The sequence below is a fragment of the Micromonospora sp. BL1 genome (assembly GCF_003667485.1).
GTDB classification, from domain to species: domain Bacteria; phylum Actinomycetota; class Actinomycetes; order Mycobacteriales; family Micromonosporaceae; genus Micromonospora; species Micromonospora tulbaghiae.
In genome coordinates, this window is record NZ_RCVK01000261.1 from 1 (window position 1) to 23981 (window position 23981).

Consider the following 23981-nt stretch of genomic DNA (forward strand, 5'->3'; position numbering starts at 1 on the left):
GGGTGGGGGTGCTGGTGGCCACGCTGGGGGTGCGCAGGTCGGCGGCCTTCGCGACGTCCTTCAGCTCGTCGTGCACGCCTGTGACGTCCGAGCGCAGGTTGTCGTACATGCTCTGGAGCGGCTTGCGGATCGCCTGCTCGTCGTCCTCGCTCAGCAGGTGCTTGCGGATGAACGCCTTGGGGTGCAGATCCTCCAGCTGGATGTCCGTGCCCAGCTCGCGGCTCAGGTCGCCGGTGGCGTTGCGCGCCATGTTGCGCAGGTTGCGGACCATCCGGAGGCCGTCGCTGATCACGTTCGGCAGCCGGTCGCCGAAGATCAACAGCGCCAGGAGCAGCAGGACGCCGATCTCCCACCAGTTCAGGTTCTCGAACACCGCCGCCTCCTCGTCCGTGTCAGGGCCAGACTACGCACGTCAGGTGACCATCGGGGAGGGGGTGACGGGTCCTCACTTCGCATCAGCGGCGAGCGTCACCGACGCGTTCTGCCGCGCCGACCCGCGCCGGTACTCGACTGTCACCACGGAACCGGGCGCGTACTTGCGCACCAGGGCCACCAGGTCGGTCGGATCGGTCATCGGACGGCCGCCCAACCGCAGCACCACGTCCCCGGTACGCAGTCCGGCCGCCGCCGCCGGGCCGGCCGGCTCGACCGCGTTGAGGCGTACCCCGCCGCCCGTGGCGCCGGTGCCGCCCACCTGGGCGCCGATCACCGTACGCCGGGCCTTGCCGGTGCCGATGATGTCCTCGGTGATCCGCTTCGCCTGGTTGATCGGGATGGCGAACGCGAGGCCGATGTTGCCGGCCTCCTGTCCGTCGGCCACCAGCGACTTGATCGTCGAGTTCACCCCGACCACCCGCCCGGCGCCGTCCACCAGCGGGCCGCCGGAGTTGCCGTGGTTGACAGCGGCGTCGGTCTGGATCGCCGCGTAGTAGCGGGTCGGCCCGCCCGGCTCGCCGGCCTGCATGGTCCGGTCCAGCGCGCTCACGATGCCGGCGGTGACGGTGTTGGCGAGCGACAACGGCGACCCGATGGCGAGCACCGGGTCACCGACGGCGAGCGCGTCGGAGTCGCCGAACTGCACCGGGGTCAGCCCGCTGCGCGAGACCTTGATCACGGCGAGGTCCGACTCCGGATCCTGCCCGACCACGGTGCCGGCGGCGGTGCTGCCGTCGTTGAACACGACAGTGGCCTTGCCGGTCCCGTCGGCGACCACGTGGTCGTTGGTGACGATGTGGCCCTCGCCGGTCACCACGAAGCCGGAGCCCTCGCTGGTGCCGCCGAGGCTGACCACCCGGATGGTGACCACGCTGGGCAGGACCCGCTCGGCCACCCCGGCCAGTGACTCGGGCTTGCGCTGGGCCAGCGCCGGGGCCTGGCCGGTCTGCGCGCCGATCGTCGGCACGTCACCGCCGCGCAGGAAGGCGTACGTCAGGGCACTGCCGAGAGAACCGGCGAGAAGGGCCGTGACCAGGGAGATCAGCACCACCTGACGCAGCCCCGGCCGGGTCGGCAGGTCCGGGTCGGTGACCGGTTCCGGCTCCCCCGCCCCTGGTGCCGGCGCCGCCGGGATCACCACGGCGGCGGGCGCGTACGGGTCGCGCCACGGGTCGGCCAGAGCGTCGGACCACCACGGCGACGTCGCCTGACCGGGGGCGTCCTGCGGCGGTCGTCCGGACGCCGGCCCACCCGGTGCCGGCGATCCGCCGGGCCGCCGCCAGTCCCAGCCGTCGGTCACGTCGGTGCCTCCCACTCAGTCCCGCTGGCCCCGCGCCGACGGCCGGCGGAGCCGGACGACAGTGACGCGCGGGACACATCCAGGATTACACGGATGGCGCGAACGGGGTCAGGGGTTGCCGTCCGTGAGCGCTCGACGGCGGACTCGCGGCTGCGCCGGTACCGGCCCGCCTCTACGCTCACAGTGCATACCGCCCCTCGCACCAGTCCGCCCCTCGGAGGTGTCCCATCGCCACGGTCGCCGGTCACGGCAGTTCGACGGCCCAGGCGCTCCACTTCGCCGAGTCTTTCGTCACCGAGGATCTCGTGCTGCGCACGGCCCGCGCCCTCGCCCACGAGGTGGGGGTGGAGGCGGTCACGCCCGGGTCGGGTGCCGCGCTGCGGCTGCTCGCCGCCGCCGGCAACGCCCGGGCGGTGGTGGAGATCGGCACCGGCACCGGGGTGAGCGGCGTGTGGCTGCTGCGCGGCATGCGCCCCGACGGTGTGCTCACCACGATCGACGTCGAGGTCGAGTACCAGCGCATCGCCCGGCGGCTGTTCCAGGAGGCGGGCTTTCCGTCGGGGCGTACCCGGATCATCACCGGCCGGGCCCTCGACGTGCTGCCGCGGCTCGCGGACGGCGCCTACGACCTGGTCTTCGTGGACGCGGTGTCGACCGGCTTCGCCGCGTACGTGGACGCGGCGCTGCGGCTGCTGCGCCCCGGCGGCGTGCTCGCGCTCAACGGCGCGCTGGCGGCCGGCCGGATCGGCGACCCGGCGGCGCGGGACGTCGAGACGGTCACCGTGCGGGAGACGATCAAGGCGATCCGCGAGTCGGAGCACTGGGTGCCCGCGCTGCTGCCGGTCGGCCACGGCCTGCTGGCCGCCGTGAAGGCCTGAGTCAGGCCGGCGTGCCCTGCACGCCTGAGTCGGCCAGTCGACGGCCGGCTCAGCCCAGCGTCGCCAGCCAGCGCAGCAGGCCGCGCACACCCCAGCCGGTAGCGCCCTTGACCAGTTCGCCGTGCGTGTCGTCGGACCACGACGGCGCGGACATGTCCAGGTGCGCCCACCGGTCCCGCAGGTCGCCGGTGAACTCCCGCAGGAACAGCGCGGCGACCACCGAGCCGGCGCCCTGCGCCGGGGAGCTGTGCAGGTCGGCGATCTCGCTGGCCAGGTATTCCACGTAGTCGTCGGCCAACGGCATCCGCCAGGCCCGCTCGCCGGCCGCGGTGATCGCGTCGAGCAGACCGGCGGCGAGCGTGTCGTTCTCGCTGTAGAGCGCGGCGTGCCGCTTGCCCAGGGCGACGGCGTTCGCGCCGGTGAGCGTCGCCAGGTCGATCAGCAGGTCGGGCTTCAGCTCGCGGACCGCGTACGCCAGCGCGTCGGCGAGCACGAGCCGGCCCTCGGCGTCGGAGTTGGTGCTCTCGCTCGTCAGCCCGCCGTAGTGCCGGATCACGTCGCCGGGGCGGAACGCCGAGCCGCTGACCATGTTCTCGGCGAGCGGGGCGAGCGTGGTGACCCGTACCGGGAGGCGCAGTTCGGCGGCGCCGAGCGTCGCGGCGATCACCGCGGCGGCACCGGCCATGTCCTTGCGCATCAGCTTCATGGCCGGCACCGGCTTGATCGAGATGCCGCCGGTGTCGAACGTGATGCCCTTGCCGACGAGCACCACGTGGGTACGCGCGCCCTCCGGCCGCCAGTCCAGCTCCACCAGGCGCGGTCCGGTCGCGGAGCCGCCGCCGACGGCCAGCAGGCCGCCGAAGCCCTCGGCCGCCAGCTCCTCCGGGCCGCGTACCCGCAGGTGCAGGTCGGGGCGCCCGGACGCGGCCTCGGCCACCTGCGCGGCGAACCACTCCGGGTTCTTGGTGGACGAGGGCATGTTGGTCAGGTCCCGGGCGAGCCGGGTCGTCTCGGCGGTGGCCCGGGCGGCGTCGAGCGTGCCGGCGAGAGCGTCCGGGTCGTCGACGAGCACCGCCACCTCGGCCAGGGCGGGCCGCTTGCCGGCCTCGGTGAGACGGAAGCGGTACGAGCCGAGCAGCAGCCCTTCGGCGAGGCCACGCAGCGCCGCCGTCGCCTCGCCGGGAAGCGCGATGGTGATCTGCGTCTCATCCTTCGCCGCGCGGGCGAGAGCCGCTCCGGCGGTGCGCCAGTCGCGCTCGTCGCCGTCGCCGACGCCCAGCAGCCACAGCCGCGCCGGGGAGCCACCGGGGCGCAGGTGTTCGCGCACCTCACCGGCCGCGCCGGTGAGCCGGGCGGCGGGGAGTACGGCGGCGGCCTCGGCCCGGACGTCGTCGCCGATCGGCACGGCGGTCGGGACCAGTCCGGGTGCGAGCGAGGCCGTGGAGTCCGGCGAGGCCAGGGAGTCCGGCGAGTCCGGCCCTCCGGGACGGACGGGCAGGACGAGAGCGTCAGGCCCCGCGGGCCCACTCACCAGACGAATGACCAGCACGCTGGACCGTACCTCCGAAATGGGTTGAACGGGCACGTTTTACCACGCACCCGCAGAGGAAAGACCCTGAGCCACCGGGCATGCCGGTGGCTCAGGGTAGGACGAACCGCCCGCGCGGCGGACGCCACGCGGGACACTCCTCGAATCAGCCCGCGGCCGCCTTCAGCGCGTCACCGAGCGCGGTGGCCTCGTCGGGAGTCATCTCGACGACGAGCCGGCCACCACCCTCCAGCGGGACTCGCATGACGATGCCCCGGCCCTCCTTGGTGACTTCCAGCGGACCGTCGCCCGTCCGCGGCTTCATCGCCGCCATGTTGTCTCCCCTCAGACCTACACCAGGGTCGGTGAGTTGCCCCACAGCCACTTCGCCATCGCCATCCGCAACCGTCGCGGAAGGCTCGACCAACGATTTTCCCTGATGAACACCGCCGGACCCAAACCGAAGCAGCATTGATGTAACAGCATCTAGCTTATCTTGGATAGGCCTGTCACAATGTGCGGTCATGCAGGCACGGTCGGCACTCTTCGACCTGTACGGCGACCACCTCCGGGCCCGGGGTGGCCGCGCACCGGTCGCCGCCCTGGTCAAGCTGCTCGCCCCGCTCGGGATCGCCCCACCGGCGGTACGCACCGCGGTCTCCCGGATGGTTCGCCAGGGCTGGCTGGAACCGCTCCGGCTGGCGTCCGGACCGGGATATTCGATCACCCCGAAGGCGGCTCGTCGACTCGACGAGGCGGCGTCCCGGATCTACCGGACCGGGCGGCACAGCTGGGACGGACGGTTCGATCTCCTGGTGCTCACCGCGCCCTCGTCCCGCCGGGACCGGCAGCGGCTCGCCGCGAACCTCGCCTTCCTCGGCTACGGCACGCTCGACGACTGCACCTGGGTGGCCACCCGCCCGGGTGAGGACGTCGACCTGATGCTCGACGAGGCGGGCGTGCGCTACGAGCGGTTCACCGCCGCGCACGCGGCCGGCACACCGGGCGCCATGGGCGTGGTCCGCCGTGCCTGGGACCTGGCCGAGATCGGCCGGGCGTACGAGCGCTTCGTCGCCGAGCAGAAGCCACTGCTCTCCGGCGTCACGGTGCGCAGCAGCGACGAGGACGCGTACGCGGCCCGGTTCCGGCTCGTGCACGCATGGCGTACGTTCCTGTTCCGGGATCCGCAACTGCCCCCGGCACTGCTGCCCGAACGCTGGCCCGGCACCAGCGCGGCCAGCTTCTTCGACCGGCACGCGGCCCGGCTCCGGCCGGCCGCCGACCGGTACGTCGAGCAGTGCCTCGACGCCGGCAACCGCCTCGCCCGACAGAAGGGTCGTTAGACCGTGACCGAGCCGCTGCTCGTCGACCGCACCGACGCCGTCGTCACCCTGACGCTGAACCGCCCGACGGCGATGAACTCGCTCGACGTGGCGCTCAAGGAGGCGCTCCGGGACACCCTGGCCGAGCTGGAGACCGACCGGTCCTGCCGGGCGGTCGTGCTCGCCGGCGCGGGCGGCTCGTTCAGCGCCGGGCAGGACCTGCGCGAGCACGTGCGGACGCTGGAGGCCTCGGACGCCGACCCGCTGGGCACGGTGCGGGCGCACTACAACCCGATCGCCGCCCGGCTGGCCAACCTGCCCAAGCCGGTGGTCGCCGCGGTGCGCGGGATGGCCGCCGGGGCGGGCGCCTCGCTGGCGTTCCTGGCCGACTTCCGCATCGGCGGCCCGAAGACCCGGTTCCTGATGGCGTTCGCCGGGGTGGGCCTCGCCGCCGACACCGGCGCCTCCTGGACGCTGCCCCGGCTGGTCGGTCACGCCAAGGCCGTCGAGCTGCTGATGCTCGCCGAGCCGGTCGGCGCCGACGAGGCCTGCCGGCTGGGCCTGCTGACCAAGCTGGTGGACGACGACGAGCAGGTGCTCCCCACCGCGCAGGAACTGGCCGCCCGGCTGGCCGCCGGCCCGACCGTCGCGTACGGGGCGATCAAGCGCCAGCTCTCCATCGCCGACGCGGGCACGCTCGCCGACGCGCTGGCCGCCGAGGCGCAGGCGCAGGCGATCTGTGGCGCCACCGCCGACCACCGGGCCGCCACGAAGGCGTTCGTCGCCAAGCAGAAGCCGGTCTTCGAGGGCCGCTGACCCGCCGGTCGGGCCCGGAGGTCAGTCGTCCTCCTCCGGATCCTGGTTGGCCTCGACGCCGAGCACGAACGCCTGCATGGCCAGCTCGTCGCCGTACGGCGAGACGAACGCCGGCAGCTCCCGCGGGCCCAGCTCCTGCACGTAGGACCAGAAGATCCGTACCGCCTCGGCGCGCGACGCGGCCTCGATCGGCAGGTCCAGGCTGACCAGCCAGGTGCTGCGGGCGGGCGGCGGGCCGAGCCGGTCGGCCAGCGACCGCCAGCGGGCCGGGTCGAGCGCCACGACCGGGCCGTCCGGCGCCGGGCCGTCGACCGGCACCGGCTCGTCGAGCACCCGCCGGGTGTACGCGACCACGAGCGACCCGGTCACCGCGTCGGACTGCGGATCGTCCGGGTCCTCCCGGGTCTCGGACGACGCGAGCGCGACCCGGCCGAGGGCGACCAGGCGCAGCGGCTCGTCGACGAGCACCGCCACCCGGTCACCGGGCCGAGGGCGGGCCGCCTCGGACAGCCCGGTCAGCTCCAGCGCGTCGTGGTGCACCAGCCGCTCGGCCTCGAAGCGCTCGGCGGGCAGCAGCACCGCCCAGGCTCCGGTCGTGGTCGCACCGTCTGTCGTCCCGCTCGTACGCGGCTCGGTGTCGGTCATGCCTCAATCCCATCACGCCGGAGGTGGGGCGCTCCGTCACACCCCGGCCCGGTCACCGCTCACGTGGCAGTCGGCCAGGTGGTCGTCGACCATGCCGGTGGCCTGCATCAGCGCGTAGGCGGTCGTGGGGCCGACGAACCGGAAGCCCCGCTTCTTGAGCGCCTTGGCCATCGCCACCGACTCCGGGCTGGTGGCCGGCACCTCGGCGAAGGACCGGGGACGTGCCGCCCGGGGTGGGGGCGCGAAGGACCAGAGCAGCGCCGAGAGCCCTTCGGGCAGCTCCGACGCGGCCCGGGCGTTCGCGATCGCCGCCTCGATCTTGGCCCGGTTGCGGACGATCCCGGCGTCGGCCATCAGCCGGGTCACGTCGGCCTCGCCGTAGCGGGCCACCGCGTCGATCCGGAAGCCGGCGAAGGCGTCCCGGAACGCCTGCCGCTTGCGCAGGATGGTCAGCCAGGACAGGCCGGACTGGAACGCCTCCAGCGTCAGCCGCTCGTAGAGCGCGTCGTCGCCGCGCAGCGGCCGGCCCCACTCCTCGTCGTGGTAGACGGCATAGTCGGGGGTGCTCGCCCCCCACGCGCAGCGCGGCAGCCCGTCGGCGCCGGTCACCAGGTCAGTCACGGCGTCCACGGTAGGCCAGCCCACCGACAACCCCGGTCAGGGCAGGCGGCCCTGCTCGACCAGCCGGGCGAACTTCTTCAGCGCCTGCGTGAGGCTGAACTTCGAGCCGGGCCAGAGCACCGGCCACGCCACCCGGCCGGCCGGCCCGCCCGGCAGGTGGAACCACTCGTGCCAGACCACCTGCGTGCGGTCGCGGTCCATCGGGGTGCAGCGCAGCACGCCGGGGCCGCGCAGCAGCTTGCCGCAGTGCACCACGCCGACCTCGTACGGCGCGTCGACCCGGACCACCCGCATCTCGTCGCGGAGCACGGCCGGACCGAGCGCGGTGACCGCCTCGACCAGGCTGCCCTCGCCGCCGTCGCCCTCGACCACCCGGACCCGGGTCAGCGGGATCCAGTCCGACTGCCGCTCCCAGGCGGTGAGCGCGGCGAACACCCGGTCGGCCGGGGCGTCGACGATCACCGTGGCGGTGACCTCGGCGGCGCCGCGGCGGGACGCCTCGGTGAAGTCGTCGGCCGGCCGGTCGGTGCCGGTCACGCCGACTCCGAGCGGACCACCGAACCGCGCTCCCGGTCGTCGTCGGCGGGCCCGGCCGCGATCCCGTTGCCCGGGGAGACGGTGTCCTCGGTCGCCGCGGCGGCCGGAGCCTCCGCCACGCCCGCCTCGGCCGGCGCGCGGCCCGGCTGCCCGTCGGCGTCGCCGCTGACCGGCTGCCGGTCGGTGCCGGTGCGGGCCGGCGGCTCCGGCGCGGACAGGTCGATCACGACCGGCTCGGAGGTGGACGGGTCGGGCGCCTGCTCGGTCTCGGGGCGGGTCGCGGCGGCCTCCTCGCGCGCCCGGCGCAGCGCGTCGGCGTCCTCGGTACGCCCGTCCCGCAGAGCCGCGTTCTCCGCCTCCAGGACGCCGATCAGCTCGGTCTTGTAGCCGATGTCGTACGCCGCCCGGCGCAGCGCCGCGTCGACCTGGCTCATCCGGTAGCCGCGCAACGCCGTGTCGAAGCGGACGTCGGACACGTCCGACTCGTCGAGCGGACGGCTGCCGGGCAGCGGTACGGCCCGCCCGTCCGGCTCGGCCGGTGTGAGGCCCGGATCCTTGCCGGAGACGAGCACCGTCACCCCGAACACCACAGCCGCGACGGTCAGCGCGACGACCAAGAGGAGCAGAACCTCACCCATGCACAGATCGTGGCATGCGGGCCGGGATCGGGCGAGCCCTCCGAGACGTCCGGTCCGTAAATGCGTCCGGCGCACGGGACCGGCACGGGCGGCGCGGGCGGGACCGGATAGCGTCGGACCGGCCGGTGCGGTCCGGCGGCGAGGAGGCGGGCATGACCGGGGCGTTGCGGCTGGGCGGACGGACGTTCGGCCCCGGTGAGCTGGTGGTGATGGCGATCGTCAACCGCACCCCGGACTCGTTCTTCGACCGGGGCGCCACCTTCGCCCAGGACAGCGCGCTGCGCGCGGTGGAACGCGCGGTCGACGAGGGCGCCGAGATCATCGACATCGGCGGTGTGAAGGCCGGGCCGGGCGACGAGGTCGACGTGGCCGAGGAGATCCGGCGGACGGTGGACACCATCGCCGCGGTCCGGTCCGCCTTCCCCGACGTGGTCGTCTCCATCGACACCTGGCGTGCCGAGGTGGCCGTGGAGGCGGTCGCGGCCGGCGCGGACCTGCTCAACGACACCTGGTCGGGGGCGGACCCGGCGCTGGCCCGGGTCGCCGCGGCGACCGGCGCCGGGCTGGTCTGCTCGCACGCGGGCGGGCTCGCCCCGCGTACCCGGCCGCACCGGGCCGCCTTCGACGACGTGGTGGCCGACGTGGTCGGCACGGTGACCGGGCTGGCCGAACGCGCGGTCGGGCTGGGTGTACGCCGGGACGGCATCCTGATCGATCCGGCGCACGACTTCGGCAAGAACACCCGGCACTCCCTGGAGATCACCCGGCGGCTGGCGGAGCTGACCGACACCGGCTGGCCGCTGCTGGTGGCCCTGTCGAACAAGGACTTCATCGGCGAGACGCTCGACCTGCCGGTGCCCGAGCGGCTGGAGGGGACGCTCGCCGCCACGGCGGTGTCGGCCTGGCTCGGCGCCCGGGTGTTCCGCGCCCACCAGGTCCGCGAGACCCGGCGGGTGCTGGACATGGTGGCGTCGATCCGGGGCGACCGGCCGCCGGCGGCGACCCGGCGCGGGCTCGCCTGACGGGTCGTCCGACGCCGTCAGGTCCAGCGCAGGACGCCGCGCCGCCAGGCGTAGAGGATGCCGAGCGCGACGATCGCCACGAAGACGCCCATCTCCACGACGGTGGTGGCGCCGAAGCCGGGCCGGTCGAAGACCAGCGCCCAGGGGAACAGGAAGACCGCCTCGACCGCGAAGAGCACGTAGAGATACGCGTAGACGTAGTAGCGGATCTGCATCTGGGCCCAGTCGCCGCCGACCGGGTCGAGACCGCACTCGTACGTGGCCCGCTTGCCCCACGGCTCGGCCGGCCGGCTCGGACGTAACACCCGGTTCGCGGAGAACGCCGTCACGAAGAAGAGCACGGCGGCGAGCAGCAGCAGACCGAGCGTGGCGTACGAGCCGAGATATCCGGTCACGACCGGAGCGTACCGGTCCCGTCCAGATGTCCCGGACACGTTACGAATTCGTTTCCTCGCAGGACTAGTGCTTGATGGCAAGTATCACCGAATAATGGGATCTCGTTGATCGTCCGGAGGACAGATGGCCCGCCCCCGCGTTGCGCCCGTTCAGCGGGTCGCGCTCCGCCGTACCCTCGCGCTGCTGGCGCCCGCGCTCGTCGCGGCGCTGGTGGCGGTGGCGCCGGCCGGAGCCGTCGCACACCCGGGGCCGGCCGCCGCGCTCCAGGTGATCGAACCCGTGGAGCCGGGCGGCGATCCCGGCGGCGAGCCGACCGAGCCCGCCCCCACCGGCGAGCCGACGACCACCGCGCCGGCCACCACGGCACCGGCGCCCCCGCCGGTCGTGCCGCCGGTCAAGACCCCGCCGCCACCACCGGCCCAGCCGGCCGGCGGCCCTCTGGGGGTACGCGTGAACACCGAGGACGTGGTCCTCACGCCCGCCTACTGGAACGCCGACGCCACGGTGGCCACGCTGCGGGTGACGGTGACCAACACCGGCGGGCGGGCGGAGCGGATCAGCCTGGGCTACACGCTGCCGCCCGGGCTGACCGACGCGGGCACCCCGGGCTGCGAGCCGGCCGGTGGCGGCAACCACAGCTGCGTCGGGTGGGACGCGGAGCCGGGTGCCCGGTTCAGCACGACCATCCGGGTCCGGGTCGACGGCGACGCCTGGCGGACCATGCCGCTGGCCGGATCGGTCCAGGTCACCGCCGTCGCGCCCGGTGTGACCGGTGCGGCGTACGACGACGAGGGCTTCGCGGTGCTGTTCCCGCCCGGGCCGCCGGTGCCCGGCATCTCGCTGCGCGCCGACGAGGTGCTGTTCGACATCAGCGGCGCGCCCAGCACGCTCACCGTCCGGCTCGGCAACACCGGCAGGGTCGACGCGGCCGGCCGGATCGAGGTGCTCCTGCCCGAAGGGGTGACCGCGGCCGGCACCGAGGGCGGCTGCGCCCCGGTCTCCCCCGACCGGACCCGCTGCGAACTGGGCGTACTGGCGGCCGGGCGGACCGCGACCGTACGGCTGACGCTCGCCGCCTCGGCGGAGGCCCAGCGGCGGGCGCCCCTGTCCGGCGCGGTGATCGGCCGGCTCGACCCGCGCAGCGGGCGGGACCGGCAGGTGCAGATGAGCTTCCGGATCAGCGCGGCGGCGGCGGACACCGCCCCGCCCGGCGGGGCGCCGGCCCCGACCGGCTCGCAGGGCGTGCTCGTCGCCGCCGGCGAACGGGACGGGGACGGCACCTCGACCCGGCGGACGGCCGTCGCGTTGATCGCCGTATCCGGTCTCCTGGTCGTGCTCGCGCTGACGCTGGCGACCCGTTCACTGCGCCGCCGCAGCGACATCACCGCACCGGACCGTCCGATCACCGACCGGTGATCATGGATATGTGGTGATCTGGGTTACGGGCCCAGGTACTAAACGCTGCAAAGCAGGGCATACAGCGGCCCGATCCAGTCCCATACGTCGGACCTCGACCAAGGTGGCCCTAACGTGGCGACGTAGGCTCTGACGTGAGAATCGGAGCGGGCCGGGCCGGCGAGGGCGACGGCGCTCAGTTAAGCGAGGTGCGGGTGTGACCAAGCAGATCCGTCAGCTGGACCGGGTGGTCATCCGGTTCGCCGGTGACTCCGGCGACGGCATGCAGCTCACCGGCGACCGGTTCACCTCGGAGACGGCGCAGCTGGGCAACGACATCTCGACGTTGCCCAACTTCCCCGCCGAGATCCGCGCTCCCGCCGGCACCCTGCCCGGCGTGTCGAGCTTCCAGGTGCACTTCGCCGACTACGACATCCTGACGCCGGGTGACGCGCCGAACGTGCTGGTGGCGATGAACCCGGCCGCGTTGAAGGCCAACCTGGCCGACCTGCCGCGCGGGGCGGACATCATCGTCAACACCGACGAGTTCACCCGGCGCAACCTGGCCAAGGTCGGCTACGCGACCAGCCCGCTCGACGACGACTCGCTCGCCGGGTACGCGGTGCACCCGGTGGCGCTCACCTCGATGACGATCGGCGCGCTGGCCGAGCTCGACGTGTCCAAGAAGGACGCCGAGCGGGCCAAGAACATGTTCGCGCTCGGGCTGCTGAGCTGGATGTACTCCCGCCCGTACGAGTCCACGCTGCGCTTCCTGGAGCGCAAGTTCGCGGCCCGTCCCGAGCTGGTGGCGGCGAACGTGGCCGCGTTCCGGGCCGGCTGGAACTTCGGCGAGACCACCGAGGACTTCTCCGTCCGGTACGAGGTCAAGCCGGCCAAGATGCTGCCGGGCACCTACCGGAACATCACCGGCAACGCGGCGCTGTCGCTGGGTCTGGTGGCCGCCGGGGTGCGTTCCGGGCTGCCGGTGTTCCTCGGCGCGTACCCGATCACGCCGGCCTCGGACATCCTGCACGAGCTGAGCAAGCACAAGAAGTTCGGCGTGGTCACCATGCAGGCCGAGGACGAGATCGCGGCGGTCGGCGCGGCGCTGGGCGCCTCGTACGGCGGCGCGCTCGGCATCACCACCACCAGCGGCCCGGGCGTGGCGCTCAAGAGCGAGACGATCTCCCTGGCGGTGGCGCTGGAGCTGCCGCTGGTCATCGTCGACGTGCAGCGGGCCGGGCCGTCGACGGGTATGCCCACCAAGACCGAGCAGGCCGACCTGAACATGGCGCTGTACGGCCGGCACGGCGAGGCCCCGGTGGCGGTGGTCGCGCCGAAGTCCCCGTCGGACTGCTTCCACGCGGCGCTGGAGGCGGCCCGGATCGCGCTGACCTACCGCACGCCGGTGATCCTGCTGTCGGACAACTACGTCGCCAACGGCTCGGAGCCGTGGCTGCTGCCCGACGTCGAGTCGCTGCCCGACCTGCGGGTCGAGTTCGCCACGCAGCCCAATGGCGAGGACGGCACCACGTTCCTGCCGTACCTGCGGGATCCGCAGACGCTGGCCCGCCCGTGGGCGGTGCCCGGCACGGCCGGTCTGGAGCACCGGATCGGCGGCCTGGAGAAGGCCGACAAGACCGGCGACATCTCGTACGACCCGGCCAACCACGACTTCATGGTGCGGACCCGGGCGGCCCGCATCGAGACCATCCCGGTGCCGGACGTCGAGGTCGAGGACCCGGACGGCGACGCCCGGGTGCTGGTGCTCGGCTGGGGCTCGACGTACGGGCCGATCGGCGCTGCCTGCCGTGGCCTGCGCCAGCGCGGGCTCTCGGTGGCCCAGGCCCACCTGCGGCACCTGGCCCCGATGCCGGCGAACCTCGGCGAGGTGCTGGGCCGCTACGACAAGGTGGTCGTGCCGGAGATGAACCTCGGCCAGCTCGCCCACGTGATCCGGGCGAAGTACCTGGTCGACGCGATCGGCTACAACCAGGTCCGCGGCCTGCCGTTCACCGCCGCCGAGCTGGAGACGATGCTGGAAGAGGTCCTGAAGAATGTCTGAGCCCGTCGCCCTCAAGCTCACCGCCAAGGACTTCAAGTCCGACCAGGAGGTGCGCTGGTGCCCCGGTTGCGGTGACTACGCCATCCTGGCGGCCGTGCAGGGCTTCATGCCGGAGCTGAACATCCCCCGGGAGAACATCGTCTTCGTCTCGGGCATCGGCTGCTCGTCGCGCTTCCCGTACTACATGAACACGTACGGGATGCACTCGATCCACGGCCGGGCCCCGGCGATCGCCACCGGCCTGTCGGTGTCCCGGCCGGACCTGTCGGTCTGGGTGGTCACCGGTGACGGCGATGCGCTCTCCATCGGCGGCAACCACCTGATCCACGCGCTGCGCCGCAACGTGAACCTGAAGATCCTGCTGTTCAACAACCGGATCTACGGGCTGACCAAGGGTCAGTACTCGCCGACCTCCGAGGTCGGCAAGATCACCAAGTCGACGCCGGTCGGCTCGGCGGACGCCCCGTTCAACCCGCTGTCGCTGGCGCTCGGCGCCGAGGCCACGTTCGTGGCCCGGACGATCGACTCGGACCGCAAGCACCTCCAGTCGGTGCTGCGGGCCGCCGCCCAGCACGAGGGTTCGGCGTTCGTGGAGATCTACCAGAACTGCAACATCTTCAACGACGGCGCGTTCGACCCGCTGAAGGAGCCGGCCACCCGGGACGACTTCCTGATCCGGCTGGAGCACGGGCAGCCGATCACGTTCGGCAAGGACGGGCAGTTCTGCGTCGTCCACCCGCCGGGCGGCTTCGGGCTGGAGGTCCGGGAGACCGCGAACACGCCGGCCGAGGAGATCGTCGTGCACGACGCGGGCGTGGCCGACCCGGCGTACGCCTTCGCGCTGTCCCGGCTGCCCGGCCTGGACCTGAGCAACACCCCGATCGGGGTGTTCCGGTCGGTGGACCGCCCTTCCTACGACAGCGTGGTGCAGGAGCAGGTCGCGGCGGCCAAGGCGGGCGTGGACAAGACCCCGGAGCAGCAGCTCGCGGCGCTGCTCGGCAGCGGCGACACCTGGACGATCCTCTGATCCACCGCTGACCCGTCACGCGAAGGGGCGGGCCGTTCCCCCGCGGAACGGCCCGCCCCTCGCGTGTGACGCGGCCCGGTCAGGCGGCCGCCGAGGCGGGCACCCACAGCTCGTCGACGGCCCGCTCGGCCGCGGCGAGGCTCTGCTCGAACAGCGGGATCAGCTCGGCCATCGCCGGGTTGACCGGGGCCAGGGTCAGCTCGGCGCAGATGAACCGCGGGTCCAGCCCGGTCAGGGAGAGGCCGTGCGGCAGCCACGGTTCGGCGTGGTCCCAGCCCTCGCGCGGGGTGCCCGGGCCGTACCCGCCGCCGCGGCTGACCAGGACGACGAACTGGCGGTCGCCGAGCAGCCCGGCGTTCGTCACCGGGTCGTACGCGATGCCGGGGGCGATCAGGTGGTCGACCCAGGACTTCACGCTGCTGGGCGGGCCGTAGTTGTAGAGCGGGAGCCCGAGCAGGACCGTGTCGGCCTGCTTCACCTCGGCCACCACCTCCTGGGTCAGCTGCCAGGAAGCCTGCTGCTCGGGGGTGTGCTGATCCGGCGGCACCATGCGCGCGAGGCCGCTGGCGGTGTTCAGGTGCGGCAGCGGGTTCTGACCCAGGTCGCGGTAGGTGACAGTGCCGTCCGGGTGGGCGGCGCGCCAGGCGGCGGCGGCGCGGGCGGTGAGCCGCCGGCTGATCGACCGCTCCCCGGTGATGCTGGAGTCGATGTGCAGTAGGTGTGCCATTGGTGATTCCTCCTCCGACGATCGTTCGTGTAGAGCCAACTATTTATAGCAGGTCGATGTTCCTCGGAGCGCGTAAACTGGGTCACATGTCCGCCGCACCGGCCGAGGAGTCCGAGCGCCGTTCCGGGCCCCTGCTCGACCACCTGGCCCGGCGGATGCGGCTGCGCTCGGAGTCGGTGCTGGCCCCGCTGGGCCTGCGCCCCCGCCACCTGGTGGCGCTCACCGTGCTGCGCGACTCCGGCGGCATCAGCCAGCAGGCGCTGGCCGGCACGCTCCAGATCGACAGCACGAACGTGGTCGGGCTGCTCAACGACCTGGAGTCGGACGGCCTGGCCGAGCGCCGCCGCTCGCCGGAGGACCGCCGCCGGCACGAGGTACGCCTCACCGACGCGGGCACGAAGCGACTACGCGAGGCCGAGTGCGCGCTCGCCGGTGCGGAGGAGGACGTCCTCGGCGCGCTGGCCCCCGGCGAACGGGACCTGCTCTACGACCTGCTGCGCCGGGCCACCCAGGGCCGGTCGTCGACCTGCGGCGAAGTGATCGCGGAGGGCGGTCCGGGCGCCTGCTGACCGGGCGGCCCGGCGGGCCGGGTCAGATCGCGGAGGTGGCCTGCGGCCGGTCGTCCCGGACGTGGACGAGCATGTCGCCGGTCTCGATCACCGCGCCCGCACGGTCGTTGAGCGTGACCACCTTGCCCCGGCGGACCAGCGCGATGACGAGCGACTCCAGCTCACGCGGTGAGCGGCCCACCTCGTCGCGCTCGGCCGACCGCATGGCCAGCGCCATGCCCTGACCCGGGGTGAGCAGATCCTCCACCACGTCGATCAGGGGCGGGGCCGAGGTCGACAGGCCGAGCAGCCGCCCGGCCGTCGCCGACGACACGATCACGTGGTGCGCCCCGCTCTGCTTGAGCAGCGGCGCGTTCTCCGCCTCCCGGACCGCCGCGATGATGCGGACCTGACCGGCGGTGAGCTGCCGGACCGTGAGCGCCACCAGCACCGAGGCGTCGTCGCTGTCGGTCGCGATGATGACCGACTTCGCGGTACGCACGTGCGCCTGCTCCAGCACCGACGAGCGGGTCGCCGAGCCCTCGATCGTCACCAGCCCGTTGGAGGTGGCCTGCCGCAGCGCCGGCCCGCTCCGCTCGACCACCACGATCTTGGACTTGTCCGTACCGTTCTCCAGCAGGGCGGAGACCGCGCTGCGGCCCTTGGTGCCGTAGCCGCAGATGATGACGTGGTCCTTCACGGTTCTCCTCCACCGCGACAGGCGACGGCCGGTGCGGTACTGCTCGGTCAGGACTTCCAGGGTGGTGCCGACCAGGATGATCAGGAACAGCACCCGGGCGGGAGTGATGAACAGGACGTTCGCCAGCCGCGCCGACGAACTGACCGGGGTGATGTCGCCGTACCCGGTGGTGGAGAGCGAGACCACCACGTAGTAGAAGCAGTCGAGCAGGCTCAGGCCGCTCTCGTCCACGTCGCGGTAGCCGTCGCGGTCCAGCCAGACCACCGCCACGGTGGCGAAGACCAGGCCGAGGGCGGCGAGCAGGCGCAGGCTCAGCGCGCTCAGCGGCCCCCGCCGTTGCGCGGGAAAATGGATCACCGTCGGTCCTGCTCCGCCACTGTCGCCTGCACGCCCTCAAGATAGCGGTTACGCCGCGAGACGGCTGGCTGGGCCGGGCGCCGCTGCGGCCCGCGAGCGGTAAGGATTTCGTCAGATCCATCGACGCGCCCACGGGTGAGACTGATGACTCACCGATCGTGACGAGGGGACGTCGGATGCGTACACGCATGGCATTGGCCGCGCTTGCCGTGGCAGTCGGGATGGTGGTCGCCGGGGCGCCGCCCGCTGTGGCGAACCGGCCCGGGGACCGCCCACCCGGGCCGGCCCGGCCCACCCGGCCGAAGCCCACCGTCGTCCCCTCGCCGACCTTCTCCCCACGACCGACCGCCTCGCCGACACCGACCGCCGTACCGACACCGACCGCCGTACCGACACCGACGGCCACGGCCACGGCGACGCCGACCGCCTCACCGTCGCCCACCGGTACGCCGACCGGCACCACGCCGGCGCCGATGCCGACGGCGAAGCGGACGGCCGTGCTGCTGCCGACACTGGGCGGGGGCACCTCGGCGTCGGACGTCAACAGCGTCGGGGTGGTTGTCGGGTCGGCCCAGGTGGCAAGCGGCTACTGGCACGCGGTGCGCTGGGTGGACGGGCAGATCGAGGATCTGGGGACGCTGGGCGGGCCGAACAGCCAGGCCGAGGCGATCGACGAGCGGGGGCGCATCGTGGGCACCGCCCAGGCGGCCGACGGCAGCAGCCATGCCGTGGCCTGGGTGGACGGGAAGATCCAGGATCTCGGCCTGACCGGGGGCATCTTCTCCATCGCGTACGACACGGCGGGCGACCGGGTGGTCGGCGTCTACCACGTCACCGACAGCTTCTCCGGGCGGCGGCCGTTCGTCCGGACCGGGAACACCGAGATCACCATCGACGCCCCGCCGGGTGCGAGCGCGCTCGCGGTGAACGAGGCCGGCACCGTCGCGGGCACCTACGGCTACAAGGACTGGACCGATCCGCCCTTCGTCAACCAGGCATTCGTCTGGCGCGACGGCGTCCTGCGGTCGCTGGGCACCCTGGGCGGACCCACGAGCGACGCGACCGGCATCAACGACCTCGGTCAGGTGGTCGGCACGAGCTGGACCGCGGACGGCCGGTTCGCCGCCTTCTTCTGGGACGGTACGACGATGCACCGGCTGGCCACCGGCGCGGAATCCCCGACGGCGCAGGCGGTGAACGACTCGGGCCTGGTGATCGGCACCGACGGCACCACGAGCCGGGCGATGATCTGGCCCTCACCCAGCGCCGAGTCCCAGCTGCTGCCGATGCCGGACGGGGCGGTGAGCAGCATCGCGATCAACGTCAACGACCCCGGCCTGATCGTCGGTCTGGCCTACTTCACCTCGCCGAGCTGGCACTCCCGCGCGGTCGTCTGGCGTTGATCCACGCCGGCCCGGTCGGTACCACGGGGGCCGACCGGGCAGGTGCCGGGCGCGTGGACGGGGCATGATGGAGACGTCCGGGACGCCCGACCGCGAGGAGGCCGGCATGTCGTTGCTGCGACGCGTGATCGGCGGGGTGCTCCGGCGCATCCGCCTGCGCCAGGGCCGCACGCTGCGCGAGGTGGCCCAGGCCGCCGGCGTCTCCCTGCCCTATCTCTCCGAGGTCGAACGCGGGCGCAAGGAGGCCTCCTCCGAGGTGCTGGCCGCGATCTGCCGCGCGCTCGGGATCCACCTCGCCGACCTGCTCGAAGAGGCCCGCGACGAGCTGCGCCGGGAGCGTCCGGCGCCGGTCGGCCCCGGCATCTCGGCGGCCCGGTTCGACCGGGTGCCGTCCGCCCGCACCGGGCCACACCTGCGGGTCGGCCCGCCCCGGCTGTCCGTCACGCGCCGCCCGGCCGTGTCACCCCGGCCGCCCGTGACCCGGCGGCCCGCCGTCTCGCTCCGGCCGCACGTCGCCCGTCGCCCGGTCACCGCCATGCCGCTGCTGGGCGGCGTGCTGCGGCCGGTGGATCTCGGGCCGGCGCCGCTCGGTCCCGCGTTCGACGCCGCCACGCCGATCGGGTTCGCCGGCGGCATCCGGATCTGGCCGGCTCCCTCCGCCCCGGCCGTCCGCCCCCGTCCGCGTACCTCCGTCACGCTGGCCCGGCGGCGGGCCCGCGCCGGCCGGCGGCGGCCGGTCGCCGCGTAGCTTCTGCTCACGGCGGATCTGCCCCGGGCAGAAAGCCTGGTTCGCACGGGTGCGTCCGGCGGACGCTGGAGACCGCCGGGTTCCCGGGCGGTCCCCCGCCCACCGGCGGCACGGAGGTGGCGGCGATGGGTGGCATCTGGATGCTCGACGAGGGGCAGCCGGCGTTCGGCGACCGGGTCTTCGAACGGTTGCTGAAGGAGCGGATCATCTTCCTCGGCACCGAGGTCACCGACGCGTCGGCCAACCAGATCTGCGCGCAGATCCTGCTCCTCGCGGCCGAGGACGCCGAGCGCGACATCTTCCTCTACATCAACTCGCCCGGCGGTTCGGTCAGCGCGGGCATGGCCGTCTACGACACCATGCGGTACGTCAAGAACGACGTGGCGACGCTGGCGCTCGGGATGGCCGGGTCGATGGGACAGTTCCTGCTCTGCGCCGGAGCGGCGGGCAAGCGGTTCGCGCTGCCGCACTCGCGGATCATGATGCACCAGCCGTCCGGCGGGATGGGCGGCACCGCCGCGGACATCACCATCCAGGCCGAGAACATGCTGCACGTGAAGCGCACCATGCAGGAGCTGATCGCCCGGCACAGCGGGCGGACGCTGGAGGAGATCCAGCGCGACTGGGACCGCGACCGCTGGTTCACCGCAGAGGAGGCCCGCGAGTACGGCCTCGTCGACCAGGTGCTCACCCGCGTCGACCAGCTCGCGGCGTGAGCGGGCGCGGCCCGGCCGGTCCCGCACCGGCCGGGCCGCCCTCGCGGTCAGGGGTAGCTGATCACCGGGCTGGTGCCGTACGAGCCGACGACGGGCGTGCCGATCTCGTTGATCGTGCGCTCGATGCCGCCGCTGCCGTCCAGGAACACGGTGATCGCGTCGTGGAACCGCACCCCGGCCCGGCGCGGCGCCTCGATCCCCCGGTCGCAGCGGATGTCGACGCCCTGGTTGAAGTACGAGTAGACGCCGAGCCCCCACGCCTCGTGCGTGCGGACGTGGTCGGCCACCTTGTACGAGGCCCAGCCGTTGCCGGTCGGGCTGCGCCAGGCCGCCTGGCTCGGCGGGTCGTAGGGCAGCTCGCTCTGGTAGAAGACGGTCCGGCCGCGCTCGCCGTTCCAGATCGTCTGCCAGCGCTGGTAGTGCTCGACGAACAGCCCGTACGCGGTCACGTCGTCACCGTTGACGATCACGCCGGTGGCGGCGGTGTTGACGGTCCAGCCGATCGTGCCGGCCCGGCCGTGGTCGCCGCGCCAGGCCCAGATGTTGTCCACGAGCGTGTGCCGGCTGTTGACCACCAGGCTGGTCACCGCCCGCCCGGCGTACGGGCCGCCGATGCGGAAGAAGACGTCCTGGAGCGAGATCGGGTTCGTGGCGTGCGACCGGTGGCAGTGCCGCGCACCGACCTCGACCAGCACCGGTGACTCGACCGGCCCGGCGTCCACGAGCACTCCGGCGATGCGGACCCCGTCCACGTCCTCGATCCGCAGCGCCGCGTCCCCGCGGTCCGGCACCAGGCTCGGCATGCCGAGGCCGAGCACGACGGTGTCCGGGCGGCGTACCCGCAGGGCCCGGTCCAGGTGGTAGACGCCGGGGGTCAGCAGCAGGTGCCGGCCCCGGGCCAGTTCCGCGTTGATCCGCTTCGCCGAGTCGGTGGGCCGGGCCACGAAGAACGCGGACAGCGGCAGCGACGGCACCGGCGCGCCGCCGGTGGCCCAGGTGGTGCCGGCGGTGTCGCGGCGCAGGCGCGGTACGGCCACCCGCCAGGCCCCGCGGGCGTCGACGAACAGGTACGGCTTCTCCCGGGTCACCGGGCTGGTCGGCAGCGTGGTGTACGGCGGGTCGGGGAAGCCCTGCGCGGGCGCGCCGATCACGCCGGAGAAGACCTGGTTCCACACGCCGTTGGTCCACTCGCCGCCGAGCTCGCTGTCCCGGGTGAGCCACTGCTGCTGGGAACCGTTGATGGTGATGCCGTCCACCTTGGAGTCGGCGATGTAGCCGCCGCTGGAGTAGCCGCCGTTGCCGGGTTCCAGCCACAGCACGCCCTTGACGTGCACCCGGCGCATCGGTGACGCCTGCGAGACGGCCCATTGGTTCGACCAGTCCGTCGGCGTGACCGCGAGGTTCTCCGCCGAGCGCCAGAAGTTGGTGAGCGCGGAGATGCCGGCGGGCGAGTTCGGGTCCGGCTGCCCGACCACCCGGACCGCGCCGTGGATCTCCACGTCGTCCGGGTGGGCGCCGAGACCGGCGACTGTCGTGTAGTAGCCGAGCCGGGCGTCCACCTCGTAGCGGCCGGGCTTGAACAGCACGGCGTACCTGTCGAAGCCCATCTCGTTGCGTTCCTGGGCGGTGAACAGCCGGTCCAGCGTGGACTGGATCTCCTCGACCGGCGTGCTGGGGTCGTACACGAAGACGTTGGGGCCGAAGTCGGGCTCGCGGGCGGGGCGCGCGGCCGGCGATGCGGCCGGGGACGCGGCGGCGGCGCCGGCCGGGAGGCCGAGGGCGGTGAGCGAGGCCGCGGAGGCGGTGAGCGTGAGGAAACGGCGGCGGGAGGGGTCGGGTGATCGCATCTGCCTGCCTGTTCGGTGAGGGGACGGGAGAGCGCTCTCTCGGCTGTTCCTACCTCATCACCGTCGATACCGCCAGAGCCCGCCGGTTCGGCGAACCGGCGGGCTCTGGGTCGGGCTGCGCTCAGGCGCGCTCGGCGCGCTGCCTCACCAGGTCGTCGACGAGCTTCTCGACGTAGTCGGCGGTCTCCTCCCAGCGGGTGACCGCGACGCTACGGATGCCCATCGCCTTGACCGGGTAGTCGTTGCCACCCACGTCCAGGCGGTCACCCACGAAGAGCACGTTGTCGATCTTCAGGTCCAGGTGTTCCAGCAGCTTCCGCATGCCGTACGCCTTGTCCACGCCCTTGCGGGTCACGTCGATCGAGGTCGACCCGCCGCCGCGGACCTCCAGGTCGGGCAGCTTCGCCGCGACCGCGTCCCGCAGCCGCCGCTTCTTGTCGCCGTCCGGATCCCAGCCGTACTTCTCGGCCGGCGGGGCGGACTGCCCCAGCGCGGAGAACGTGATCTGGCTGCCCCGGTCCTCGATGATGTCGCCCCAGGTCTTCGCCTCCCACAGACCCAGCGCCTGCGCCGACTCGGTCAGCGCGGCGACGACACGGGCCTTGTCGGCCTCGGTCAGGTCCTCCGCGTAGACCTGCCGCCAGTCCCCGTCGGACCAGCGGTAGTAGCGGGTGCCGCAGGTCGGCATCAGGTGCAGCCGGTCGCGCTGCTCCTCGGTGAGGTCGAGGTGGGCGAGCACCTGCGACTGGAACTGCTCGAACCGGCCACCGGAGATGACCAGCACGTCCACCTCGGTGAGCAGGTGGCCGAGCAACTCCGCCATCCGACGATCGATCTGGGACTTGGAAATCGCCAGGGTGTCGTCGAGATCGAACGCCACCACTCGAAGATCGTTCACGAATACCTCATGTCGTCGCGGACAGGCCAGGACCTGCCAGGGTACCGACGGGTTCCGGCACCGGCCTGAGGGCCCGGCGGGTGACACGTCCCTTCGACGGAGCGTAACGCGGCAGGCCTCCGGGCGGCCCCGCTTCCCGCGCTCAGACCCCCACGCTCTCCCGTTGACGGCATCGCTGACCGTCGATACCGTTTCCCTGATAATTACCTTCATCAATCAAGGAGTGCCGGTGAAATTCCTTCGAACGCGCGGAGGGCTCGTCACCCTCGCAGCGGCCGCCCTGGTGGTCACCGCGGCGGCGGTGGCACCCGCCGCCGCCGCACCCACCGGCGACCTGTCCACGCTGGCCGACTCGTCCACCTTCCCGCTGGCCGACCCGGACACCCTGCTGGCGAAGGACGGCTCGTACGTCACCTACGGCACCACTGTCGGCGCCGGGACCGGCGCGCGCTGCGGCGCGACCGGCAGGCTTTACGTACCGGTCCTCGTCCACGGCTCCGGCAACAGCGTGGGCATGGCGAACTGCGCGTCGCACGACGCCCTGCCGTCCGGCCCGGGCGCCTGGGCCGAGCCCGGCGGCGCGGTCTGGGCCCCCGGCGTCGCGCAGTTCGGCAGCCGGTTCTTCATGTTCTACACCGCCTCCCGCAAGGGCACGGGCCAGAAGTGCATCGGACGAGCGATCTCCGACAGCGCCCGCGGCCCCTTCCAGAACCAGGGCGAATGGGCCTGCCCGGACGCCGGCCGGTGGGCACTCGACGCCAACCCCTTCGTGGCCGGGGGGAACCTGTACGTCACCTACCGGGACGACGCCATCGCCTCCGGCGCCGAGACCGGCATCTCGACCGTCCGCACCGACGGCGAGGGCCGCGCGATCTGGGACACCCGCCGGGACGTGCTCAAGAGCACCGACATCACCTGGGACACCGCCAAGACCAGCGGCGGTACGCACGTGGTGGAGAACCCGTCGATGTGGATGGCCGCCGACGGGGACTGGTACCTCATGTACTCGGGCAACAACTGGGACAGCGCGCGCTACGCCACCGGCATCGCCCGCTGCGGCGCCAGCCCTCTCCCCGGTTCACGCTGCACCCCCATCCGTGAAGGCGTGTCCCGGCCCTTCTTCGGCTTCACCGGCAGCGCCGGCCTCAACCCGATCCGCGGCCTGCCCGGCAACCACCAGGGCCCCGGCGGGATGGACGTCTTCGCCGCCGCCGACGGAAGCGAGCGCGTGGTGTGGCACTGGTGGAACGGCTCCACCCGCTTCCCGATGACCGGCGTCCTGACCCGCCCCTCCACCGGTTTCCTCGTCTCGTAGCCGGTGCGCCCGACGGCACGCCTGCTCACCATGCGCTTCGGCGTGGTCACGCTCGGTTGAACTGCTTCACGGAAAATTGCATTTGGCAAGAGATGGC

25 protein-coding genes are annotated in these 23981 nt (G+C 73.0%); 12 read left to right on the plus strand and 13 right to left on the minus strand.

The features are described 5' to 3' along the window. Positions 1 to 373, minus strand: a 373-nt coding sequence (locus tag EAD96_RS18170; RefSeq protein WP_121685147.1) for a preprotein translocase subunit TatB, incomplete at its 3' end; no start/stop codon positions are given. A gap of 72 nt (positions 374 to 445) precedes the next feature. After that, a complete protein-coding gene (locus EAD96_RS18175) occupies positions 446 to 1750 on the minus strand; it encodes a S1C family serine protease (protein WP_199733218.1) in 1305 nt (434 codons plus the stop codon). A 212-nt stretch (positions 1751 to 1962) separates the two neighbouring features. Here EAD96_RS18175 and EAD96_RS18180 point away from each other — a divergent pair, with 212 nt between their 5' ends. Next, positions 1963 to 2613, plus strand: coding sequence for an O-methyltransferase (locus EAD96_RS18180; RefSeq protein ID WP_081636063.1), 651 nt, complete (start codon positions 1963 to 1965; stop codon positions 2611 to 2613). A 49-nt stretch (positions 2614 to 2662) separates the two neighbouring features. Here the strand turns inward: EAD96_RS18180 and EAD96_RS18185 are convergent, their stop codons facing one another. Together EAD96_RS18185 and EAD96_RS18190 are read right to left on the minus strand one after the other, a co-directional pair. Continuing rightward, positions 2663 to 4162 (minus strand): M17 family metallopeptidase, encoded by a 1500-nt coding sequence (locus EAD96_RS18185; protein WP_121685148.1) that lies wholly within the window; start codon positions 4160 to 4162, stop codon positions 2663 to 2665. Between the two features lie 145 nt (positions 4163 to 4307). After that, positions 4308 to 4475, minus strand: a complete 168-nt coding sequence (locus EAD96_RS18190; protein WP_013283866.1) for a DUF3117 domain-containing protein — start codon at positions 4473 to 4475, stop codon at positions 4308 to 4310. A 190-nt stretch (positions 4476 to 4665) separates the two neighbouring features. Between EAD96_RS18190 and EAD96_RS18195 the strand changes: the two genes are divergently transcribed. Together EAD96_RS18195 and EAD96_RS18200 are read left to right on the plus strand one after the other, a co-directional pair. Next, a complete protein-coding gene (locus EAD96_RS18195) occupies positions 4666 to 5484 on the plus strand; it encodes a PaaX family transcriptional regulator C-terminal domain-containing protein (RefSeq protein WP_121685149.1) in 819 nt (272 codons plus the stop codon). Positions 5485 to 5487: 3 nt separating this feature from the next. Beyond that, positions 5488 to 6279, plus strand: coding sequence for an enoyl-CoA hydratase/isomerase family protein (locus EAD96_RS18200; protein WP_120571786.1), 792 nt, complete (start codon positions 5488 to 5490; stop codon positions 6277 to 6279). A gap of 21 nt (positions 6280 to 6300) precedes the next feature. On the opposite strand, the gene EAD96_RS18205 is transcribed toward EAD96_RS18200, so the two are convergent. From EAD96_RS18205 to EAD96_RS18220, 4 genes are read right to left on the minus strand one after another with little or no spacing between them, the layout of a single operon-like run. Beyond that, positions 6301 to 6924 carry a hypothetical protein gene (locus tag EAD96_RS18205; RefSeq protein ID WP_120571787.1) on the minus strand — a complete coding sequence of 208 codons (624 nt, stop codon included), beginning with the start codon at positions 6922 to 6924 and terminating at the stop codon, positions 6301 to 6303. A gap of 36 nt (positions 6925 to 6960) precedes the next feature. After that, the gene (locus tag EAD96_RS18210) at positions 6961 to 7545 is read right to left on the minus strand and encodes a DNA-3-methyladenine glycosylase I (RefSeq protein WP_162959173.1); all 585 of its coding nucleotides are present in this window, start codon (positions 7543 to 7545) and stop codon (positions 6961 to 6963) included. Between the two features lie 36 nt (positions 7546 to 7581). After that, positions 7582 to 8082, minus strand: a complete 501-nt coding sequence (locus tag EAD96_RS18215; RefSeq protein WP_120571789.1) for an SRPBCC family protein — start codon at positions 8080 to 8082, stop codon at positions 7582 to 7584. Next, positions 8079 to 8720, minus strand: a complete 642-nt coding sequence (locus EAD96_RS18220; RefSeq protein ID WP_120571790.1) for a DivIVA domain-containing protein — start codon at positions 8718 to 8720, stop codon at positions 8079 to 8081. The genes EAD96_RS18215 and EAD96_RS18220 overlap by 4 nt, the downstream gene beginning before the upstream one ends. A 152-nt stretch (positions 8721 to 8872) precedes the next feature. On the opposite strand from EAD96_RS18220, the gene folP reads away from it, so the two are divergent. Continuing rightward, positions 8873 to 9742, plus strand: coding sequence for a dihydropteroate synthase (gene folP, locus EAD96_RS18225; RefSeq protein WP_120573992.1), 870 nt, complete (start codon positions 8873 to 8875; stop codon positions 9740 to 9742). Positions 9743 to 9759: 17 nt separating this feature from the next. Here the strand turns inward: folP and EAD96_RS18230 are convergent, their stop codons facing one another. After that, complete coding sequence (locus EAD96_RS18230) at positions 9760 to 10137, minus strand: NADH-quinone oxidoreductase subunit A (RefSeq protein ID WP_013473888.1); 378 nt, start codon at positions 10135 to 10137, stop codon at positions 9760 to 9762. Between the two features lie 124 nt (positions 10138 to 10261). Here EAD96_RS18230 and EAD96_RS18235 point away from each other — a divergent pair, with 124 nt between their 5' ends. The 3 genes from EAD96_RS18235 (at position 10262) to EAD96_RS18245 (ending at position 14625) form a co-directional block, all read left to right on the plus strand. Then, on the plus strand, positions 10262 to 11554 hold the full coding sequence (locus EAD96_RS18235) for a hypothetical protein (protein ID WP_121685150.1): 1293 nt from the start codon (positions 10262 to 10264) through the stop codon (positions 11552 to 11554). Positions 11555 to 11750: 196 nt separating this feature from the next. Then, positions 11751 to 13598, plus strand: a complete 1848-nt coding sequence (locus EAD96_RS18240; protein WP_064447566.1) for a 2-oxoacid:acceptor oxidoreductase subunit alpha — start codon at positions 11751 to 11753, stop codon at positions 13596 to 13598. Beyond that, positions 13591 to 14625: a 2-oxoacid:ferredoxin oxidoreductase subunit beta gene (locus tag EAD96_RS18245; protein ID WP_064447565.1), complete on the plus strand. Its 1035-nt coding sequence runs from the start codon at positions 13591 to 13593 to the stop codon at positions 14623 to 14625. The genes EAD96_RS18240 and EAD96_RS18245 overlap by 8 nt, the downstream gene beginning before the upstream one ends. Before the next feature lie 79 nt (positions 14626 to 14704). Here the strand turns inward: EAD96_RS18245 and EAD96_RS18250 are convergent, their stop codons facing one another. After that, positions 14705 to 15352, minus strand: coding sequence for an FMN-dependent NADH-azoreductase (locus EAD96_RS18250; RefSeq protein ID WP_120571794.1), 648 nt, complete (start codon positions 15350 to 15352; stop codon positions 14705 to 14707). An 86-nt stretch (positions 15353 to 15438) separates the two neighbouring features. On the opposite strand from EAD96_RS18250, the gene EAD96_RS18255 reads away from it, so the two are divergent. Beyond that, on the plus strand, positions 15439 to 15921 hold the full coding sequence (locus tag EAD96_RS18255; protein ID WP_231915576.1) for a MarR family winged helix-turn-helix transcriptional regulator: 483 nt from the start codon (positions 15439 to 15441) through the stop codon (positions 15919 to 15921). Positions 15922 to 15943: 22 nt separating this feature from the next. Here the strand turns inward: EAD96_RS18255 and EAD96_RS18260 are convergent, their stop codons facing one another. Next, positions 15944 to 16957 (minus strand): TrkA family potassium uptake protein, encoded by a 1014-nt coding sequence (locus EAD96_RS18260; protein WP_064447562.1) that lies wholly within the window; start codon positions 16955 to 16957, stop codon positions 15944 to 15946. Between the two features lie 176 nt (positions 16958 to 17133). Between EAD96_RS18260 and EAD96_RS18265 the strand changes: the two genes are divergently transcribed. From EAD96_RS18265 to EAD96_RS18275, 3 genes are all read left to right on the plus strand, one after another. Further along, the gene (locus EAD96_RS18265) at positions 17134 to 18360 is read left to right on the plus strand and encodes a hypothetical protein (RefSeq protein ID WP_147457898.1); all 1227 of its coding nucleotides are present in this window, start codon (positions 17134 to 17136) and stop codon (positions 18358 to 18360) included. Positions 18361 to 18466: 106 nt separating this feature from the next. Further along, a complete protein-coding gene (locus tag EAD96_RS18270; RefSeq protein WP_121685166.1) occupies positions 18467 to 19108 on the plus strand; it encodes a helix-turn-helix domain-containing protein in 642 nt (213 codons plus the stop codon). 125 nt (positions 19109 to 19233) lie between these two features. Then, positions 19234 to 19824, plus strand: a complete 591-nt coding sequence (locus EAD96_RS18275; protein ID WP_121685152.1) for an ATP-dependent Clp protease proteolytic subunit — start codon at positions 19234 to 19236, stop codon at positions 19822 to 19824. A 47-nt stretch (positions 19825 to 19871) separates the two neighbouring features. On the opposite strand, the gene EAD96_RS18280 is transcribed toward EAD96_RS18275, so the two are convergent. Continuing rightward, positions 19872 to 21671: an adenylyl cyclase gene (locus EAD96_RS18280; RefSeq protein ID WP_121685153.1), complete on the minus strand. Its 1800-nt coding sequence runs from the start codon at positions 21669 to 21671 to the stop codon at positions 19872 to 19874. A 121-nt stretch (positions 21672 to 21792) separates the two neighbouring features. Further along, positions 21793 to 22569 carry an HAD-IIB family hydrolase gene (locus tag EAD96_RS18285; protein WP_064447558.1) on the minus strand — a complete coding sequence of 259 codons (777 nt, stop codon included), beginning with the start codon at positions 22567 to 22569 and terminating at the stop codon, positions 21793 to 21795. A gap of 229 nt (positions 22570 to 22798) precedes the next feature. Here EAD96_RS18285 and EAD96_RS18290 point away from each other — a divergent pair, with 229 nt between their 5' ends. Further along, the gene (locus EAD96_RS18290; protein ID WP_121685154.1) at positions 22799 to 23884 is read left to right on the plus strand and encodes a family 43 glycosylhydrolase; all 1086 of its coding nucleotides are present in this window, start codon (positions 22799 to 22801) and stop codon (positions 23882 to 23884) included. Positions 23885 to 23981 lie beyond the last annotated feature (97 nt).

What these genes read in the sequence shown, in the direction of transcription:
- EAD96_RS18275 (WP_121685152.1), top strand. Translation starts at nt 19,234, where the DNA reads ATGGGTGGCATCTGGATGCTCGACGAGGGGCAGCCGGCGTTCGGCGAC.
- EAD96_RS18190 (WP_013283866.1), bottom strand. Translation starts at nt 4,475, where the DNA reads ATGGCGGCGATGAAGCCGCGGACGGGCGACGGTCCGCTGGAAGTCACC.
- EAD96_RS18250 (WP_120571794.1), bottom strand. Translation starts at nt 15,352, where the DNA reads ATGGCACACCTACTGCACATCGACTCCAGCATCACCGGGGAGCGGTCG.
- EAD96_RS18265 (WP_147457898.1), top strand. Translation starts at nt 17,134, where the DNA reads ATGCGTACACGCATGGCATTGGCCGCGCTTGCCGTGGCAGTCGGGATG.
- EAD96_RS18235 (WP_121685150.1), top strand. Translation starts at nt 10,262, where the DNA reads ATGGCCCGCCCCCGCGTTGCGCCCGTTCAGCGGGTCGCGCTCCGCCGT.
- EAD96_RS18270 (WP_121685166.1), top strand. Translation starts at nt 18,467, where the DNA reads ATGTCGTTGCTGCGACGCGTGATCGGCGGGGTGCTCCGGCGCATCCGC.
- EAD96_RS18280 (WP_121685153.1), bottom strand. Translation starts at nt 21,671, where the DNA reads ATGCGATCACCCGACCCCTCCCGCCGCCGTTTCCTCACGCTCACCGCC.
- folP (WP_120573992.1), top strand. Translation starts at nt 8,873, where the DNA reads ATGACCGGGGCGTTGCGGCTGGGCGGACGGACGTTCGGCCCCGGTGAG.
- EAD96_RS18220 (WP_120571790.1), bottom strand. Translation starts at nt 8,720, where the DNA reads ATGGGTGAGGTTCTGCTCCTCTTGGTCGTCGCGCTGACCGTCGCGGCT.
- EAD96_RS18255 (WP_231915576.1), top strand. Translation starts at nt 15,439, where the DNA reads ATGTCCGCCGCACCGGCCGAGGAGTCCGAGCGCCGTTCCGGGCCCCTG.
- EAD96_RS18245 (WP_064447565.1), top strand. Translation starts at nt 13,591, where the DNA reads ATGTCTGAGCCCGTCGCCCTCAAGCTCACCGCCAAGGACTTCAAGTCC.
- EAD96_RS18195 (WP_121685149.1), top strand. Translation starts at nt 4,666, where the DNA reads ATGCAGGCACGGTCGGCACTCTTCGACCTGTACGGCGACCACCTCCGG.
- EAD96_RS18205 (WP_120571787.1), bottom strand. Translation starts at nt 6,924, where the DNA reads ATGACCGACACCGAGCCGCGTACGAGCGGGACGACAGACGGTGCGACC.